The sequence below is a fragment of the Actinopolyspora alba genome, from assembly GCF_900112765.1.
In the GTDB taxonomy this organism is placed as follows: Bacteria; Actinomycetota; Actinomycetes; order Mycobacteriales; family Pseudonocardiaceae; genus Actinopolyspora; species Actinopolyspora alba.
Genome location: NZ_FOMZ01000003.1, coordinates 369857 through 387071 on the forward strand (window position 1 = coordinate 369857; position 17215 = coordinate 387071).

The window sequence follows — 17215 nt, forward strand, 5'->3', positions numbered from 1 at the left end:
ATGGCGGACAACGAACCCCGTGGTACGTCCGAACGCATCGACGATCTCGAACAACGGCGCGTCGAAGCGGTTCCCCGGGCAGACGAGGTAGCGGCGGCCAAGCAGCACCCCAGGGGCAAGTACACCGCACGGGAACGCATCGAGCTACTGGTCGACGAGGACTCCTTCGTCGAGGTCGGCGAGTTCACGCTGCGGCGCCCCACCTCGTTCGACACGGGCGACGACCGCTGCTACGGCGACGGGGTGGTGACCGGTTACGCGACGGTGGACGGCAGGCGAATCTGCCTCTTCTCGCACGACTTCACCACCTACGGCGGAAGCATGGGTGAGGCATTCGGCGAGAAGGTTCTCAAGATCATGGACATGGCCACCAAGGCGGGGTGCCCCGTCGTCGGTATCAACGATTCCGGCGGGGCGCGAATCCAGGAAGGGGTGGTCTCGCTCGCCTACTACGCGGAGCTGAGCAGACGCAACTCGAAGGCATCGGGAGTGGTGCCCCAGATATCGGTGGTCATGGGACCGTGTGCGGGTGGCGCCGTCTACACGCCCGCGCTGACCGACTTCACCGTGATGGTCGACCGGACCTCGCGCATGTTCGTGACCGGCCCCGACGTCGTGCGTTCGGTGACCGGGGAGAACATCTCGGCCGAGGAACTCGGGGGAGCCGAGGTCAACGGCAGCGTGACCGGCAACGCCCACTACGTCGCCTCGGACGAGGTCGACGCGCTCGACTGGGTGCGGACGCTGCTGGCGTTCCTGCCGGCCAACAACATGGCCGTGCCGCCGGAGTATCCGGTGTTGGAGCCCGCCGCTGCCGCGTCCGAGCTCGACACCGTGGTGCCCGACTCACCCAATCAGTCCTACGACATGCGGCGGGTACTGGCGGCTGTGCTCGACGACGGCGAACTGCTGGAGGTGCACGCCTCGTTCGCCCCGAACGTGCTGTGCGGTTTCGGCCGAGTGCGGGGACGAACCGTCGGAGTGGTCGCCAGCCAGCCACTGCGGCAGTCGGGGATAATGGACATCGATGCCTCCGAGAAGGCCGCACGCTTCGTGCGGTTCTGCGACGCGTTCAACATCGCCCTGCTCACGTTCGCCGACGTGCCCGGTTATCTTCCCGGCAGGGAACAGGAGCAGCGGGGAATAATCCGACGCGGTGCCAAGCTGCTCTACGCCTACTCGGAGGCCACCGTTCCCAAGGTGACCGTGGTGACCAGGAAGGCCTACGGCGGTGGTTACGCCGTGATGGGGTCCAAACATCTCGGTGCCGACGTCAACCTGGCCTGGCCCACCGCGGAGATCGCGGTCATGGGGGCCGAAGGCGCGGTCGAGCTGCTCTACCGCGCCGAGCTGGCCGAAGCCGAGTCCAACGGCGTCCGCGCCTCGGTCCGCGCGAAGCTGATCGCCGAGTACCGGACCACCATGACGACCCCGTACGTGGCGGCCGAACGCGGCTACGTCGATTCGGTGATCCGGCCCGCCACGACGCGCGCCCGAGTGTCCGACGCGTTGCTGATGCTCGAGGCGAAACGGGAGGAATCCCCACCGAAGAAGCACAGCACCATGCCACTGTGATCCCCTGCCGACAGGACCCACCGTCCCGGCGATTTCGCGAGAAATCGACGCCCGGGCCGGACCGTCATCCCGGATGGAGCCGTGCTCTCGCGGGGAAAACCCGACGGCGTAGGCGTCCACTCGACGTCGGGTCCTCCGAAGTGAGGGTGGACGGAAGGTTTCGCCGACCGGGGACCTGTACCCCCGGGCGGGGAATCTCAGTCGGCCAGCCAGTCCTCGGTGTCACCGGAGAGCATGTTCGAGGCCCGCAACACTATCTCCATGTCGAAACGGGACTCCGGATCGTGCAGTGCCTCGCCGAACAACTCTTCCAGCTGCCGTAACCGGTAGCGGACGGTCTGCGGGTGTACCCGCAACCGCTGGGCGATCTCGGGGGCACCGCCACGGGTCTGCAGCCAGCTCAGCAGTGTGGCGGCCAGTCGCGTCCGCTGTTTCGGACGCAGCCCGTTCAGCGGTGCCAGCCGTTGCCTGGCGAGTTCCCTGATCAGATGTTCGTCCTGCAGCAACAGGATGCTCGACAGGTCCTCATGGCACCGGTTGATGTGCTGGTCCGGCCACACACCGGAGCGGATCAGTCCCATCATCCTCCGGCACCAGCGCAGCGACTTGCCCGCCTGGTCGAGCGCGACCGGGGAGCCCACCACCACCCGCCACCCGGCCAGTTCGGTCTCCCAGTCGATCTCGTCCGGTTCGCCGTGGTCACTGGGTAGCAGCACGTGCGGTTCGACGCACTCCAGGTCGACCAGGGCGTTCCAGCGGGACAACGGTGTGCCGGTTCGGGAGCGGGTTTCGTCGTACTGCTCCAGTGCCGCCACGGTCACCTGGCGCGGCACCCGCCACTGCGCGGTAACGGCCGACTCCTCGATGGTGCGCTGCGCCGGTTGTGGTTCCGACACCAGCAGCTCCAGCAGCCTCCTGCGCCTGCGAGCCAGCGTGCCCGCGGCACGCGCCTGGGCGGCCGCGTAGCCTTCCACCGACAGGGCGGTCAGCTCGTCGATGTGGGCGAAGATCGCCTCGCCGAGCAACAGCGTGGTGCGGGGTGCCAGTCGTATCCGCTCGCCGATACCCGCCACCCGTCGCCAGGCCAACCGTGCGCCGATCCGGTAGGCGGCCTGCAGGCTGTCCAGGCTGCGGCCCTCCCGCATCTCGGCCTTGCCCAGCGCGCGATGCACCTCGGCGCAGCGTCGCAGCGGTGTGCTCGGGTCGGCGATCCGGTCGACGAACCTGGTCAGGGCTTCCTCGATGCCGCGACGTATCGCGTGTACGTAGTGCTGGTCCAGCGGGCGGGCGTACTCGGGGATCTGCCGTTGGATCTCGGTGAGGATCTGGGTCGCCAGACTGGGTATCTCGGGCCGCAACAGGGTCGCGAGGTTGTCGGGGAGCGCTGCCCACAGTCTGGTGGACTCGGTACTGTTGGCCAGTTTCGGCATAACCCTCCCTCGTGCAACGGAGGCGAGGAGAACCGGTTCGCTACTCCGGTTCTTGCTCCGCAGTTCGTGCTACTGATGAGTAATCACTCTAGTGACAGTTTCCCGGGATGCTTAATAGCCCGTTTGGGTGAGCGCGTTGTGCCATTTATTAGTAACACGTGAAAAATGGAGATATTTCGTGCTGCGTGCGGTTTTCGCGCGGGTAGGGCGAATATGCATCTGCAATTGCACGAATGCGAGTACGGCGGCTTTTCCGGGAACGCGAGTTTACCGGTTCGTACGGTTCGGGGTGTTCGACGGCTCGCAGTGCCGGGGCAGCCCGTAGTGCCAGGAAGCCCGTAGTGCCAGGGCAGTGCGGATCCAGCCGCTCGATGTCGGGGTGGGACGGGGGAGAGTCCGCCATGGATTCCGCAGGCCGGGAACTGGGGAGGTCGAGTCGACGAACTCGCACTAGACTCGGGCCATGACTGATCATCCGATTGATATCGCCGACAAGCTCTCCCGGGTTTCCGAGCACTGGGCACCGAAAGTGGTGGCCCGGCTCAACGACTACGAGATCAAGGTGGTCAAGGTTCAGGGCGAGTTCGTCTGGCACACCCATGAGGACACCGACGAACTGTTCCTGGTCGTCGACGGCGAACTGACCATTCAGCTGCGGGACGGCGACGTTCGACTGCGCCCCGGGCAGTTGTACGTCGTTCCTCGTGGGGTGGAGCACTGTCCCGTGGCCGAGGGAGAGGTGCACGCGGTGCTCATGGAGCCGCGAGGGGTGGTCAACACCGGTGACGCGACGGACAGTTCGCTGACGGCCTCCTACGACGACTCGCTGGCCTGATCGGCGGTTCGGCGGGAGGAAGTGCGGCGGCGCCGAACGCGTGGGGCGTCAGTGCAACTTGCGGTGCTCGGCCAGCATGGCGACGAACCGCGAGATCCGGCGAGCGCGGGTCTCGGCGCGCTTGGCGTCGGCCACCCGGTGCAGGATCGCGTACCGGTTCTGGCTGTCGAGGTTGTCGAAGAACTCCTTGGCCGTCGGGTTGGCGTCCAGCTCACGCCGCAGGTCCTCGGGCACCGTGGCCGTGCGCTGCGGCTCGTAGGCGGCCTGCCACCTGCCGTCCTGCTTGGCCTTCTCGACCTCGCGGTGTCCGGGCTCGCACATCCGACCTTCCGCGATGAGGCGCTCCGCGTTGTCCCGGTTGATCCTCGACCACTTGCTCCGGGACTTGCGCGGGGTGAACCGCTGCAACCAGGAGCTGTCGTCGTAGGAGCGCTTCACGGCGTCGATCCAGCCGAAGCACAGCGCCTCGTCCAACGCTCGCGCGTAGGAGACGGAGGTCGTCGCCGCGTTCTTCTTCGCGATGCGCAGCCACACCCCCGACGAGTCGTCGTGATTGTTCGCCAACCACTCCCGCCACTGCTCGCCGGAGGCGAATTCGAGCACCGGTTCGTTCTCGGCCGTCATGCCCCGATCCAACCAGAACCGGTTCCCGCTCTCAGCCGTGCTCCAGTTTTTCCCGCCGCACGGCGTCCAGGAAGCTTTTCCAGTGCGAATGTTCGAAGACCAGCACGCCGCTGTGGGGGTCCTTCGAGTCCCGCGCGGCGACCCCGCCGGCCGGGTAGGCGACCTCGACGCAGTTGCCGCCCTGGTCGGAGCTGTGGCTGCTCCTGAGCCAGCTCGTTCTTGCCGGAACGGTCGCCACTTCCACACAGGAACCCTGATCTCCGCTGTAGCTGCTCTTGCGCCAGCTCATCTCCTCCGGGACAGTCGCCACTTCCACGCAGGCCCCCTGGTCAGCGCTGCGACTGCTCTTGATCCAGGTCAGTCGAGACTGCGAGAGCGAAATCATGAGTACTCCTTCGCGACCGATTCGATCATTGTGGTTGAGTCGTCCGGAGACAGGGCAAGAGCACAGAGATGTTCGAAAGCCACGGTGTGCGCCTCGATTTCACCGGGTTCCTCCAAGTAGAGTGCACCTGCTCGATGTTCGACGTAGGTGACGCCCGGGTCGTCAGCCCAAGGAAAATCCAGGACCTGGAAGCGACCAGTCATACCCGGATGAGCGCCGTACTCGAAAGGGATGACCTGCACGGTGATTTTTGGCCGCTTGCTCATCGAGTTCAGATGCACGAGCTGTTCGTGCATGACCTCTCTGCTACCGACACTGCGACGTAGCACTGCCTCATCCAACACTGCCCATACACGCAGCGGCTTGTCTTCCCGAATGAGCGCTTTCTGCCTGGACATGCGGACTTCGACGTGCTGGTCGATTTGTTCCTGGTGCCGTTCCACTGTGCCCCGTTGGGAAACAGCCCTCGCGTACTCGCGTGTCTGAAGCAAACCGGGGATGAGTTGGGCCTCATAGATGCGTATCTGCGAGGCACCTTGTTCGAGACCGACGAACAGGGAGAACCAGTCGGGGAGGGCTTCGGATTCGTAACTCTCCCACCAGCCCTTCTTACGGGCGTCCCTGGCGGCTTGAAGATAGTAGGGCCAGCGGTTCTCAGGCACACCGAACAGCGGGAGCAGGATCTCCTCGAGATCGCGGACCTTGGGTGGCACGAAGGCTGTCTCAATGTGGCCGACCTTCTGGGGGCTGCAGCGCAGCTTCTTCGCCACATCCCTGCGTTCAAGCGTGGCCTCTTTGCGCAGACGCGTCAGTTCGTGGGCCAGCCATCTGCGCCACACGGTCGGGCTTGAAGCCACGCCTGACCTCCGGTCTCTTTCGTGCCTGTCTCATCGTCCACGACGTACGAGTGTTCGCCAACAGTATCGTTTGAACACGCAGTGTCATATCACTACACCTGATCAGGCAATAGAGAAACTTAGAAACTAAGTTTAGTCTATAAGTAGTGCTGGATATCTCAACCCTTCTCCTTGAGAGGGAGTCCGGCACAAGGCGGAAACTTTCAGCTCGGGAGGTAGTCATGAGCGACAACGAGATCCTCGCGGCGGAGCACGCACCGTCGGAGCCGCTGGGAGACGCAGCCGAGTTCGCGGCGCTGGTGGAGAGCTTCGTTCGCGAGCAGGCGCCACGGGTGTTCGCGCTGGTCGAGGAGGTCGGCGAGCGGGCCGACGCCGAGATCTTCGCGTGGGGCCTCGCCTTGGCAGAACATGCCGAGGTGTTCGGTGCGGCGGGGCGGATGCGGGGAAGTTTCGGCTCCGCCGAGAGCGCGTGCGAGGTGTTGGGGATGGCTCGCGAGCTCCGGCTGGTCTGGTTGCCGCAAACGTGAGCCGATGCGGCGTTTCCCGGAGGAACGCGTCGTCGCCGCGGATTCGTGCTCGACGACGCGTTCACCGGTATTCACCTGGGGTCGGACAGCCGGAGGGAACCTTTCGGAAAATCGCTGCTCGGTCCACAGCGATCGTGGCCGCGCGGTTGTCCGTTCCCTCGGTCGGAGACCGGTTGGTACTCAGTCGTGCGGCTCGACGATCGGCGTGTTCTGCGCGGCGGCCAGCCACCACCGCCCGTCCCGTTCGACCAGGGTGTACAGCGCCATCTCGGAGAACCCGGTCTCGTCGAGCGCCCGGCGGCGGATGTGCGCGATCGCCACGCCTGGCGCCGGAGCGGTGACCCGCACGATCTCGAACCGCGAGGGTGGTGCCGCTTCAGCCGCCATCAGCGCGTGATGCTTGTCGAGCAGTTCCTCGACGTCGTCCAGCGTCTTCCCGTAGGGACTGCCCCAGAGCAAGTCCGCCGCGAAGTCGCGGTCGTAGAGCTCGGCGTCGTAGGTGTCCAGGCCCCGCTGCAGCTGGGCTGTGAAGCGCTCCACCGCTTCCTTCGCGGCGTCCTGGGCAACCGGATCGTTCAGCCTCGGCCGTACCTTCGTGGTCATGCGCTGCTCCTTCGAACGGAATCGAACCGAGAATAGGACTTCGATCGAACTCGAAGTCAATCTCGGAAAGCGTGCTCGTGTTCCGCTCGGACGACTCGGTCATCGGCGGACCATTAGCCCGATATTCTGGCCGAGCACCAGGATCGTGTCGAAGCCGCCGACATCGTCCGGCAGGGCGTCGGCACGGCCGACCAGCGCGGCTGTGCCTCGCTCGCGTGCCACGTCCACGGCACCGGGCGAGGAGTCTATCCCGAGCACGTCGAAGCCGTCGCGGCTCAGCGGAACGGCGTGCCTGCCCGCCCCGCAACCGAGATCGAGCACCCTGCCGGTGATCCCCGGTGCGGCACGCTGATCGATCGCGGGCCAGTCGGCCCGGTCCGCGAAGTAGGGAGCGAGGTCGTTCACGCCGATCAGGCCGTCGTCGCGCTCGACGATCTCGAAGGAACTCCGGCCCTCGTGGTGCTGCCGAAGAGCAATGCCGAACGCGTCACCGAGCCCGGGTTCCCCATCCGTGTTCCGCATGACCACGCAGCCTGCCAGGCACCGTCCACCGGAGCGCCCGCATTTCCGGGCGGGTTGCGCCGGGTGCGCCCTCTTCGTCCCGAGCTCGTGTGGCGGTTCCTTCCACCAGCCGGTGACGGGGGAACCGGAGGAACGGGAATCGGTCGGTGGGATGCTCCGGACGGCGGAGCTCGCCACGAACACCTTCCAGACGGAGGAGGGGCACCACGATGGTCGATCGCGACGCGGAGGTACTCGACGACCCCGTCGGCGAGTCGTTGCGCGGAAACCACGCGCACCTGGCTCGTCTGGTCGGCCGGGCGGCCACCTACACGCCGGAGGTCGCCACCTTCTGCGCGCTGCCCGCCGAGCCGGACCGGGACTCGTGGTCGGAGCTGGCGGAGCTGCTCGGTCGTGGCGAGCTGGCCGACATGTTCAGCTGTCCGGCGACCCCGCCGTCGGACTGGGAGCCGGTCTTCTCCCTGGAAGGTCTGCAGCTGATCCGTCCCACCGACAGTCACCCCGCTCACAACCCACTCGAGCACGACGCCTGCGAGCACGGTCCGGCCGTGGTCGAGCTGGGCGCCGACGACGTTCCGGAGATGCTCGACCTCACCGCGCGGACCGCCCCGGGGCCGTTCCGGCCCCGCACGTACGAACTCGGCACCTATCTGGGCATCCGCGAGAGCGGCGTGCTGGTCGCGATGGCGGGCGAGCGGCTCCGCCCCACGGGCTGGTCCGAGATCAGTGCCGTCTGCACCGCTCCCGAAGCGCGCGGTCGAGGCCACGCGGCCCGGCTGGTGCTCGCGATGATCGAACGTATCGAGTCCCGGGGCGAGCGTCCCTTCCTGCACGTGGCGGCTGCCAACAGCGATGCTCGCGCGCTCTACGAACGACTCGGTTTCGTGGTCCGCAAAGCGGTTACCTTTCGCGGGTTCCGGACGCCGTGATAATTTCCCGAAACGAAGAAATATTCTCTACCGGTCGCATTGCGTCAGGCTGGCGGAGAAAGAGCGGGGGTGCGTAAGTGCTTCAGGTCATCAGGTCAAGCAAAAGGGTGTTTGTTTTGTCTGAAAACAGTCCTCGTGTCACTTGGGTTGAGCGGATGTTCGATCGTCTTTCAGAGGAAGACAAGGATTTGATGTCATCAATTGATTACAGTGATACCTTGTCGAGGTTTCCCGGTGTGAGTCCGACTGTGTTCGAGAGTCTTCGTGGTGTCCATTCGACGAGAAATCGTTTGCGTAATTGGGAGATCTTGGTGGAAGTTATGGAGAGTGATTGGTCGCCCTATGATTGGTATATGGTATTCGAATACCATAACGATCTTGACATCAGGAGCGGAATTCAGGAAGTTATTGATCGTGTTGGGGTGAGTTTGTCCGGCGTCTTGGAAAGCATCGTCGATCCTGTCGATCGAAGGTTTTGCAGGGTTACTGTGCACGACGGAGGCGTCGAACTTAAAAGACAAGGGGTTCGTTTCCGTGGGGATTATTGGTGGTATTTTCGTTGTCCACGGGTTATTCCTTGGTCGGACTAAATCATGGTTTCTGGTTGAATTTTTGGTATTTTGTCCGTCCGGGAAGCGTGGGAATTGAAGCTGCGGATGAGTGACGGATCCACTGGCTTGCGTAGTTGTCGCCTGGAGTCTGATGGGGATGTGTGGATCGAAGAACATTCCTGAAATGTAGTTTGCGGATCGTGGTGCTGACTTCCTCGTTCGGCAGAGTTGCTGTGTGAGCCAGGCGGAGCCACGTGCCTTTCTCTCTTGCCGGAAGTCGTACTATCCCCTCGAAGTCGTATCGGAAAATTTCCGGTGCAAGGAAGATCATTCGAATCGTAGTCGAACTCGGTTTTCCCGGCCCCGGTAGGGTCGTAAAAGCGGGTCCTGTGCCCGGATTCGGGCCCCTCGCGAGGTTGTCGACCTACAAGCTGTAATTGTGCTTGCGAATGTACATGTCCTGATCGGCCTCGTTTTTCAGGTCCCGGTAGGAGGTCGATGGATCGCGGGTGGAGGACATGCCGACGCTGGCCGTGACTCGGATGCCTCCGGCCGCTGTGCTGGTCGCCGTATTGAGTCGGTGCTCGACCCTGGTACGCAGCTCGACAGCCTCCGTCTGGTGGACCAGACAGGCGAGGACGACGAACTCGTCCCCTCCGATGCGGGCCACGGTATCGCCGGAGCGTACGGCGTTCGAAAGTTCGTGCGCCACGGCTCGCAGGATCTCGTCGCCCGCGTCGTGGCCGTACTGATCGTTGACCTCTTTGAACCCGTTGAGGTCGACCAGCAGTACGACCAGTACGCCGTCGGATTTCGACAACGCGCAGAGCTCCTGCTGGAATCGGTCGCCGAGCAGGGAACGGTTGGCTACGTCCGTCAGCGGATCGTGCAGCGCCATGCGGGTCAGCTCGGCCAGACGTTCCTCGTTGACCTGCGTATCGTCGCCGATCGGCTCGTACTGGCCGATGACATAGGCCGGCTGGTCGTCGAGTCCTCGAACGAGACCCAGCCTGCCCAGGACCCACAGGGTATGGCCGTCCCGGTGTCGCAGGCGAATCTCGACTGTCCCCGAGTCGGTGCTTCTGTTCCGGAACTCGGCGTTCAGGGCATCGACCTGTGCCTGGTCCCCGTCGTAGATCAGACCGGTGCACAGTTGACCGATTAGTTCTCGCCTGCGCAGACCGACCAGTTCGCAGAATCTGCCGTTGGCCTCGGTGAGACGTCCCTCCAGGTCCATCGAGGTCACCCCGACCGGTGCGTTGAGCAGCGTCTGCTGCCACAGTCGTTCCGACTCCCGGCGCGCGGTGATGTCGTGAAACTGGGACACGATCATCTCGGGGGAGCCGTCCGACGTCCTGATCAGCGAGCTGTTGACGAGGACGAGGACGGCGCGGCCGTCGGAACGCAGTAGCCGCTTCTCCGAGGTGAAGCAGTCGATCTCCTCCCTTACGAGGCTGTCGATCGTCTCTCGTTCCAACGCGTAGTCGCCCGGATATGTGACTTCCGCGGGTGACAGCCGCAGCAGCGTCTCCCGGTCGTAGCCGAGGAGATCGCACAGGGCGGGGTTGACATCCAGGTGGCGTCCCGACAGGTCGACGAGCGCGATCGGGCCCGCTGCCTGATTCCACAGGGCTTCCCACAGCACGTGTTCCCTCGCTCGCCACGCTCTGGCCTCCACGGCATCCACGCTAACCGCCCGGGGCCGGATTCACCGCTCGTCTCCCCGAGGGCAGTAGTCGCGCTCTGTCCCGTCCGGGCCTCGTGGAGAGGTCGACAAGCATCTCCTCGGCCGTCAAGCAGCGAGCGTGTTCCCGGCTGCCGAGGTAGAATGAGTTCGTGAGTATGCCGGACCACCCGTTGGAATCGATCTACAACGCGCGGACCGAACTCGAAAACGCCGCACAGAGCCAGCGCCACACCCGTCTCGACGAGATGGATTGGACCGCTTACGGTTCGGCTCTGGTGGGAACGCTGGGTGCGATGGCCGCGTTCGCGGGTGAGTTGGTTTCCCAGATCGACGAGAACGACCGCGAACGCCTCTACCGCCATGCACTGCAGGACCACCCTCACGAGGCGCTCGACCGGGCTGTCGAACATCTCAGCAGTCTGCGGCAGGTACTGAATCAAGCCTCCGAACAGGCCCAGGGCTACTGGGCTGAGGTGCAACACATCCAGGAGACGACCGCACTACCTTCCGACGAAACCGGTGACTCCCGGTAATTCGGAGGTCGTGCCGTTCCGTTTCGGGTGCTCCGATCCTGTTGATTTCGAAATCACGGTGAATTGTTCGGGCACGATGAGCAGTGCGACCGAGGGATTTCCGAGGTTCGGTGAAACCACGACGAGACCCCGGCCGTGCGACGCGTTCGTGTCGGCGTGCCGGATCGACACCACCGCGGGCAGGAGATAACGAAAAACCCCGCTGACCTGGCACGTGGTGACAGATCAGCGGGGCTGAGTTCTGGTCGGGACGGCGGGATTCGAACCCACGACCCCCTGACCCCCAGTCAGGTGCGCTACCAAGCTGCGCCACGTCCCGCTCTTCTGTTGAACTGTGATCAGCTTACACCACCTTCTGCGGCCCCGGAGCACGGGGGTGGCGGTCATGTTCACCCGCCGGCGGCGAGCGAGCCGCGGCAGGCGGGCTATCGTCGGGACGATGGGGAAGCACCGGCCCAACCCCCCGCAGTGGGTCTGGTACACGTTCGGCGGCAAGCTACCCGCTCACCTCGCCGAATGGGTACTGCACGACGTGACCTGCCGTACCTGGGTGCTCCGCCATCTCCTCCGCGCCCTGACGCAGCTCGCCCCGTTCTGCGTGGTGGTGCTGCTGTTGCCGGGCCCGCTCTACATCCGGTTGTCCTCGGTCGCGTTGGGGCTGCTGGTGGGATTGTTCTACTCGATCAGCGCCATGGGCGAGAGCTGTGAACACCGCGTGATCAAACACGGCTACCCCCCGGGGATCGGACGTGAGACCCGCGCGATGTACCGCGAGGTCCGCAGGGCCACCAGGGACGAGGCGCGCAGGCGCGGACGACCCGAATGAGCTCACCCGGACGAACTCGGCCGAATGAACCCGGCAGAACGAGCCCACCCACCAGACCGGCCGGATTCCCCGGCCGGATGAGGCCCTCCCGAAGTCGCTCCGTTCGCGTGCTTCGGTATTGCCCCGACCCAGGTTCGCCCATATGTTCGAGACCACGCTGGCCCGCGAAGCGGTCCGGCGGCACCAACGGCGGAGCTGACAGGAGTGACGATGAACGCCGAAGCGGGCTTCGACCGGGGCGGAGAGCACGCACGCTTGGCGCGGCGGCGTGCCGCGGTGATGCCGTCCTGGTTGTCGACCATGTACTCCGAGCCGATCGACATCGAGAGCGGCTCCGGCAGACACGTGTGGGACGGCGAGGGAAACCGCTACCTCGACTTCTTCGGCGGCATCCTCACGACCATGACCGGTCACGCCGTGCCCGAGGTGACCAAGGCGGTGGCCGAACAGGCAGGCAGGATCCTGCACTCCTCGACGCTGTACCTGAACCGGCCGATGGTGGACCTGGCGGAACGGATCGCCGAGTTGTCCGGCCTGGACGATCCCAGGGTCTTCTTCACCACCAGCGGCACCGAGGCCAACGACACCGCTCTGCTGCTGGCCACCGGTTACCGGGCCTCCAACCAGATCCTGGCGCTGCGCAACAGTTACCACGGCCGTTCGTTCGCCTCGCTGGCGGTGACCGGCAACCGGAGCTGGTCGCCGAGCAGCCTCTCACCGGTGCAGACCAGCTACGTCCACGGCACCCGAAGGCGCGGCACCATGCTGGAGGGGCTGAGCGACGAGGAGTTCACCGAGTCCTGCGTGCGCGACCTGGAGGACACCCTCGATCAGCTGCACGGCAACGTGGCGTGCCTGATCGCCGAGCCGATCCAGGGCGTCGGTGGGTTCGCCGCGCCCCCGGACGGCCTGCTCGCGCGGTTCAGAGAAGTGCTGGACCGGCACGGCATCCTGTGGATCAGCGACGAGGTGCAGACCGGCTGGGGACGCACCGGCGAGCACTTCTGGGGTTGGCAGGCGCACGCCGACAACGGCACGCCGGACGTGGTCACCTTCGCCAAGGGGATCGGCAACGGTCTTCCGATAGCCGGGGTGGTGGCCCGGGGTGAGGTCATGGACAGCGTCGCCGCGAACTCGATCTCCACCTTCGGCGGCAGCCCGCTGACAGCCGCCGGCGCGCTGGCGAACCTCGACTACCACCAGCGCCACGACCTGCGGGAGAACGCGCGTCGGGTCGGTGCGGTGCTGCGCGACGAACTGCGGCCCGCCGAGTCCCTGAGCTCGGTTGCCGAGATCCGCGGCAAGGGGCTGATGCTCGGTGTCGAGCTGGCGCGAGCGGACGGAACCCCCGCCCCCGAGACCGCGGCCGCGGTCACCGAGCGGGCGCGGGAGCGGGGAGTGCTGATCGGCAAAGGGGGACTGGAGGGAAACGTGCTGCGTATCGCCCCGCCGCTGAGCGTCACCGAGGAGGAGGCGACCGAAGGGGCTCGGGCGCTGGTCGAGGCGTTGCGCGCCGCGACGCCCGTCGCGTGACGCCCGAACGGGCGTAGCAGCGGCCACGTCCGCGCTCCCGCACCACCGGGCGCTAGGCTGGTTGCCAGTAGGGGCGGTTCGCTCCGGCGTGGCCGTCCCGAACCCCGTGACGCCCGGAGTCAGACACCGTGCCGGGTTTCCGGCCGAAATACCGCCACGATCGGTGACTCCGGCGTGGACAGGACCGAACGAGAAGGCCATCCGTTGACACGATCCCAGCAGACCGGATCCGGTGACCTCGCCGGACCGGCATCCCGCAGCGGTTCGCTGCTGTCCGAGTACCGCACTTTCGTGAACCGGGCGGTGCGCGAACCCTCCACCGTCGGTGCCGTCCTGCCGAGTTCTCCCGTGCTGGCCAGGGAGATGGCAGCCGTCGTGCCGAGCGTCGAACAGCCGGTCGTCGTCGAGCTGGGCCCCGGAACCGGTGCGCTCAGCGGTGCCATCGCCGAGCGCGTCCCCGAAGGGGGACGCCACGTCGCCGTCGAGGTCGACCCCGGTATGTGCGAGCACCTGCGCACCGAGGCGCCCTGGTTGGAGGTCCTGCAGGGGGACGCGATGCGGCTGGGCGAGTTGCTCGCCGAGAACGGGATCGAGTCGGCGGACGCCGTCGTCAGCGGGCTGCCCTGGTCGCTGTTCGCCGCCGAATCGCAGCGGCGGATCCTGCGCGAGATCGGTTCCGTACTGGCACCCGGCGGCGGGTTCACCACCATCGCCTACGCACACGCGCTGGGGATGTCGGGTGCCCGGCGATTCCGTGACCGACTGGGAGCGGCGTTCGACGAGGTGATCACCTCGCGCACCGTCTGGCGCAACGTGCCACCCGCTCGCGTCTACGTCTGCCGCAGGCCCGTGGCGCGTCGCTGAGCTTCCGGGCTGAGCTTCCGCTCGGCGGGCCGCCGCACTCACATCCCGCGGATCCGGGGCCACAGCTCGGACCAGCTCAGCTCGGGTTCGGTGTAGAGGGTGACGGCGACGCCGCGCGCGATGTTGACCACGTTGTGCTCGGTTCGCACGGTGTCCAGCTGCCGCCGGTCGCCGAAGTGGGGCGCCAGCGGATGCTCGCTGCCGACGTAGAGCATCGCGCGCGCCGAATCGGGCGGGGCCCCGAAGAACCAGTACCCCCGGTGCGGGCTGTAGGCCCGGGGTATCCCGAGTTCCCGCCCGTGCACGTCCAGCGCCGCCGCGGTCGGATAGCTCTCCGCCACCACCACCGTGTCCTCGCGCAGTTCCGCGGGCAGCTCGCGGTAGGCACTCGCGGTTGTTCGTGCCAGCGCTCGCCACCCCGTCTCGTACATCCTGCTGTAGCTGGGCAGCTCGGGGTGGGCGGCCAACAGCGGCAGGGGATAGATCGGCAGCAGCGCGATCGGCAGCAACGCCGACAGCGGATAGACCACCCACGGGACCCAACGGGCCCTGTTGTGCCCGGGTAGTTCGCGGCGGCGCCGCAGTCCCACCGCGCCCGCGGCGAACAGCAACCCGAACGTTCCCGCCGGATAGTTCGGTCTGCCACCGGCCGCGAGGAAGAACAACACCAGGCCCAGTACCGTCCACCCCAGGAACCGGTACTCGGCGAGTTCGGGAGCTCGCAGCAGTTGCCACAGCCCGTAGCAGCACAGCACCGCTCCCACCACTACCCCGGAGTAGAACAGCGCGTTCGGCACGAACAGCAGGCGTCGCGTCTCGCCCGCCACCACCGCGCCCATGTCCAGGGCGGGCCATCCGTTCCGGTGCTGCCACAGCAGGGTCGGCACGGACGTGGCCAGTACCGCTCCGGCACCGAGCCACACCGCCGGCCGGCGCAGCATCCGACGTGGTCCGACTGCGAGAACCGCCAGTAGGACCGCAACGCACAACAGGACCACCTGGAACTTGGTCTGCACCCCCACGACCACGACCGCCGTCGTGCCCCACAGCAGCCTGTCCCTGCGAAATCCGGCTCGGTGCCACCGGGTCCAGCGGATCAGCAACCACAGGATCAGGCCCCACTCCAGCGGCGCCAGCGTGGCAGCGGCCAGCCAGTGACCGCTGAGCAGCAGCCACGGTGAGATCGCGTAGGCAGCGGCCGCCAGGGTCTGTGCCCGGTGATCCCCGCCGAGATCCCGGGCGATCAGGGCGGTGAGCACGATTCCGCCCGCGGTCACCAGGGCGGGGACGAACCGCAGCACGAGCAGTGAGTCCGGAGCCAGCGCGTCGGCCCACCGCGCCAACAACGGGACCAGCGGCTGCTGGTCCATGTAGCCCCAGTCCAGGTAGTACTTGCCCGCGGCCAGGAAGTACAGCTCGTCCGAGAGATAGCCGTAACGAGGGCTGAGCACCAGCAACAGGGCGGTGGTTGCTCCCGCGAGCAGCGGTACCGGCACGCGTGCGAACGAGGTGGTCCCCATCGCCGCACGCGTGTTCGGGTTCCGCCGCTCGACGGTGGACGGGGACGCGGACACCGAAACTCCTCCAAGTGGACTCGACCACGATCAGCCTAGGCCCCGCCCGGGCAGTGAGTGATCACGTGCCCGAGTCCGACCGCTCCCGGACGGGGCCGGGCCGCGAGCACGGCGGAGTTCCAGCCGTCGAGCACCCCGCTGCTTTCCGGCGAACTCCCGCGTGCGCCCGGACAATGTCGTTGATGAGCGGTGGGAATCGGACGAGCGGCAAGGAGCGTGGTTCCGGGCGCAGGGCGGAGCTGCTGTCCATGGCGGCCCGGATGTTCGCGACCCGCGGGGTCGCGGCCACCACGATGCGTGAGATCGCCGACGAGGCGGGGATACTGCCCGGCAGTCTCTACCACCACTTCGACTCGAAGGAGGCGATGGTCGACGAGATCCTGCGGGAGTACCTGAACGCGCAGCTGGAGCGGTTCCGCCGGGTGGTCGACGCCGGGCACGATCCGCACACCACGGTGGGCGAGCTGATCCACGAGGCGTTCGCGGCGTTGCACCGCCATCGGTGGGCGATGGCCGTTCTGCACAACGAGGCCGGATACCTCGCCGGGTTCGACAGGTTCGGCTACATCGACACCGCGAACCGCGACTTCGAGCGCATCTGGGTACGTGTGCTGCGGCAGGGCCAGCGGACGGGTGTGTTTCGCGCCGAGCTCAGTCCCCGCCTGGCGCACCGATTCATCCGGGACTCCGTCTCCGCCGCCGTGCGCTGGTACAACCCCGGTGGCCGCATGAGCGTCCAGGGGATCGCGGAGCAGTACACCCGTATTTTCCGCGACGGCATGGTGGTTTCCGGTCGAGGCTGAATCGCGACAGCCGGACACGGGGTCTCGCCCACCCCCGCGATCCGTGCCGCGCGAGGACACCGGTTTCCCCGCACCGATGTGGGCAAGCCCGAGCGCCGTGGTCGCGGGTGTTGTGGCCGCCGCCCGTGACCGCGGAAAAACCCCGCCGTTCGATATGGTGTAAATCACATTTATTTTTTCGGTCGAGTAATGCGAAATCGCGCCGCCGATCAGGTGTCGTCCGGAATGGGTGTCCCCGTTTCGAATGCACGGGTGGAACGGGTCGCCCGCCACCGGGCAGGCATCCGCTCGCGTGATCGGGCTCGAGGCGCACGCCGGGACCGTGTCGAGCCGTTCCTGCCGTGCTCACGGATCCGACGTGCGGCTCGGGACACGTTGCCGCCGGGACGCGGAACCGCTGCCGTGGGGCTGGTTGTGGGATGCGCAGTGGTGATGCCGTGCTCACGATCGGCGTTCCGGAGATGCGCCACCCTGCCCACCTCGCTCGACCGTCGCCGCGCGGGTGCTCGCCACGTGCCCCGCGCCCGTCGTGGCGGTTTTCACTGTTGTGGGAGGTG

18 protein-coding genes and 1 tRNA gene are annotated in these 17215 nt (G+C 66.2%); 10 read left to right on the forward strand and 9 right to left on the reverse strand.

Annotated elements, in window-relative coordinates; translation table 11 throughout:
- The gene (locus BM150_RS06200; protein ID WP_092924910.1) at positions 1–1575 is read left to right on the forward strand and encodes an acyl-CoA carboxylase subunit beta; all 1575 of its coding nucleotides are present in this window, start codon (positions 1–3) and stop codon (positions 1573–1575) included.
- Between the two features lie 197 nt (positions 1576–1772).
- Here BM150_RS06200 and BM150_RS06205 read toward each other — a convergent pair whose 3' ends face one another.
- On the reverse strand, positions 1773–3005 hold the full coding sequence (locus tag BM150_RS06205; protein WP_092924913.1) for a PucR-like N-terminal domain-containing protein: 1233 nt from the start codon (positions 3003–3005) through the stop codon (positions 1773–1775).
- Between the two features lie 463 nt (positions 3006–3468).
- Between BM150_RS06205 and BM150_RS06210 the strand changes: the two genes are divergently transcribed.
- The gene (locus tag BM150_RS06210) at positions 3469–3840 is read left to right on the forward strand and encodes a cupin domain-containing protein (protein ID WP_092924915.1); all 372 of its coding nucleotides are present in this window, start codon (positions 3469–3471) and stop codon (positions 3838–3840) included.
- Positions 3841–3888: 48 nt separating this feature from the next.
- Here the strand turns inward: BM150_RS06210 and BM150_RS06215 are convergent, their stop codons facing one another.
- From BM150_RS06215 to BM150_RS06225, 3 genes are read right to left on the reverse strand one after another with little or no spacing between them, the layout of a single operon-like run.
- Positions 3889–4464: a YdeI/OmpD-associated family protein gene (locus BM150_RS06215; protein WP_092924917.1), complete on the reverse strand. Its 576-nt coding sequence runs from the start codon at positions 4462–4464 to the stop codon at positions 3889–3891.
- Between the two features lie 31 nt (positions 4465–4495).
- Positions 4496–4849, reverse strand: coding sequence for a DUF397 domain-containing protein (locus tag BM150_RS06220; RefSeq protein ID WP_092924919.1), 354 nt, complete (start codon positions 4847–4849; stop codon positions 4496–4498).
- Complete coding sequence (locus BM150_RS06225) at positions 4846–5706, reverse strand: helix-turn-helix domain-containing protein (protein ID WP_092924921.1); 861 nt, start codon at positions 5704–5706, stop codon at positions 4846–4848. The genes BM150_RS06220 and BM150_RS06225 overlap by 4 nt, the downstream gene beginning before the upstream one ends.
- A 221-nt stretch (positions 5707–5927) precedes the next feature.
- Here BM150_RS06225 and BM150_RS06230 point away from each other — a divergent pair, with 221 nt between their 5' ends.
- Complete coding sequence (locus BM150_RS06230; RefSeq protein ID WP_092924923.1) at positions 5928–6233, forward strand: hypothetical protein; 306 nt, start codon at positions 5928–5930, stop codon at positions 6231–6233.
- 180 nt (positions 6234–6413) lie between these two features.
- Here the strand turns inward: BM150_RS06230 and BM150_RS06235 are convergent, their stop codons facing one another.
- Positions 6414–6836: a DUF4440 domain-containing protein gene (locus BM150_RS06235; RefSeq protein ID WP_092925103.1), complete on the reverse strand. Its 423-nt coding sequence runs from the start codon at positions 6834–6836 to the stop codon at positions 6414–6416.
- Between the two features lie 99 nt (positions 6837–6935).
- The gene (locus BM150_RS06240; RefSeq protein WP_139219456.1) at positions 6936–7358 is read right to left on the reverse strand and encodes a class I SAM-dependent methyltransferase; all 423 of its coding nucleotides are present in this window, start codon (positions 7356–7358) and stop codon (positions 6936–6938) included.
- A gap of 209 nt (positions 7359–7567) precedes the next feature.
- Between BM150_RS06240 and BM150_RS06245 the strand changes: the two genes are divergently transcribed.
- On the forward strand, positions 7568–8287 hold the full coding sequence (locus tag BM150_RS06245; protein ID WP_092924927.1) for a GNAT family N-acetyltransferase: 720 nt from the start codon (positions 7568–7570) through the stop codon (positions 8285–8287).
- Positions 8288–8364: 77 nt separating this feature from the next.
- Positions 8365–8877, forward strand: coding sequence for a hypothetical protein (locus tag BM150_RS23630; protein WP_139219457.1), 513 nt, complete (start codon positions 8365–8367; stop codon positions 8875–8877).
- 385 nt (positions 8878–9262) lie between these two features.
- Here the strand turns inward: BM150_RS23630 and BM150_RS06250 are convergent, their stop codons facing one another.
- Complete coding sequence (locus tag BM150_RS06250) at positions 9263–10516, reverse strand: sensor domain-containing diguanylate cyclase (RefSeq protein WP_175496705.1); 1254 nt, start codon at positions 10514–10516, stop codon at positions 9263–9265.
- Positions 10517–10680: 164 nt separating this feature from the next.
- On the opposite strand from BM150_RS06250, the gene BM150_RS06255 reads away from it, so the two are divergent.
- Positions 10681–11058 (forward strand): hypothetical protein, encoded by a 378-nt coding sequence (locus tag BM150_RS06255; RefSeq protein ID WP_092924929.1) that lies wholly within the window; start codon positions 10681–10683, stop codon positions 11056–11058.
- Between the two features lie 242 nt (positions 11059–11300).
- Here the strand turns inward: BM150_RS06255 and BM150_RS06265 are convergent.
- A tRNA-Pro gene (locus BM150_RS06265) sits at positions 11301–11377 on the reverse strand.
- 120 nt (positions 11378–11497) lie between these two features.
- Here BM150_RS06265 and BM150_RS06270 point away from each other — a divergent pair.
- The 3 genes from BM150_RS06270 to BM150_RS06280 all read left to right on the forward strand — a co-directional run bounded on the left by BM150_RS06270 (position 11498) and on the right by BM150_RS06280 (position 14281).
- The gene (locus BM150_RS06270; RefSeq protein WP_092925105.1) at positions 11498–11884 is read left to right on the forward strand and encodes a DUF5313 family protein; all 387 of its coding nucleotides are present in this window, start codon (positions 11498–11500) and stop codon (positions 11882–11884) included.
- A gap of 210 nt (positions 11885–12094) precedes the next feature.
- Positions 12095–13417 (forward strand): aspartate aminotransferase family protein, encoded by a 1323-nt coding sequence (locus BM150_RS06275; protein ID WP_092924933.1) that lies wholly within the window; start codon positions 12095–12097, stop codon positions 13415–13417.
- Between the two features lie 303 nt (positions 13418–13720).
- The gene (locus BM150_RS06280) at positions 13721–14281 is read left to right on the forward strand and encodes a methyltransferase domain-containing protein (protein ID WP_092925106.1); all 561 of its coding nucleotides are present in this window, start codon (positions 13721–13723) and stop codon (positions 14279–14281) included.
- 38 nt (positions 14282–14319) lie between these two features.
- On the opposite strand, the gene BM150_RS06285 is transcribed toward BM150_RS06280, so the two are convergent.
- The gene (locus BM150_RS06285; RefSeq protein WP_245755298.1) at positions 14320–15855 is read right to left on the reverse strand and encodes a glycosyltransferase family 39 protein; all 1536 of its coding nucleotides are present in this window, start codon (positions 15853–15855) and stop codon (positions 14320–14322) included.
- A gap of 182 nt (positions 15856–16037) precedes the next feature.
- Between BM150_RS06285 and BM150_RS06290 the strand changes: the two genes are divergently transcribed.
- Entirely contained in the window at positions 16038–16658 is a 621-nt protein-coding gene (locus tag BM150_RS06290) for a TetR/AcrR family transcriptional regulator (RefSeq protein WP_092925109.1), read from the forward strand.
- Positions 16659–17215 lie beyond the last annotated feature (557 nt).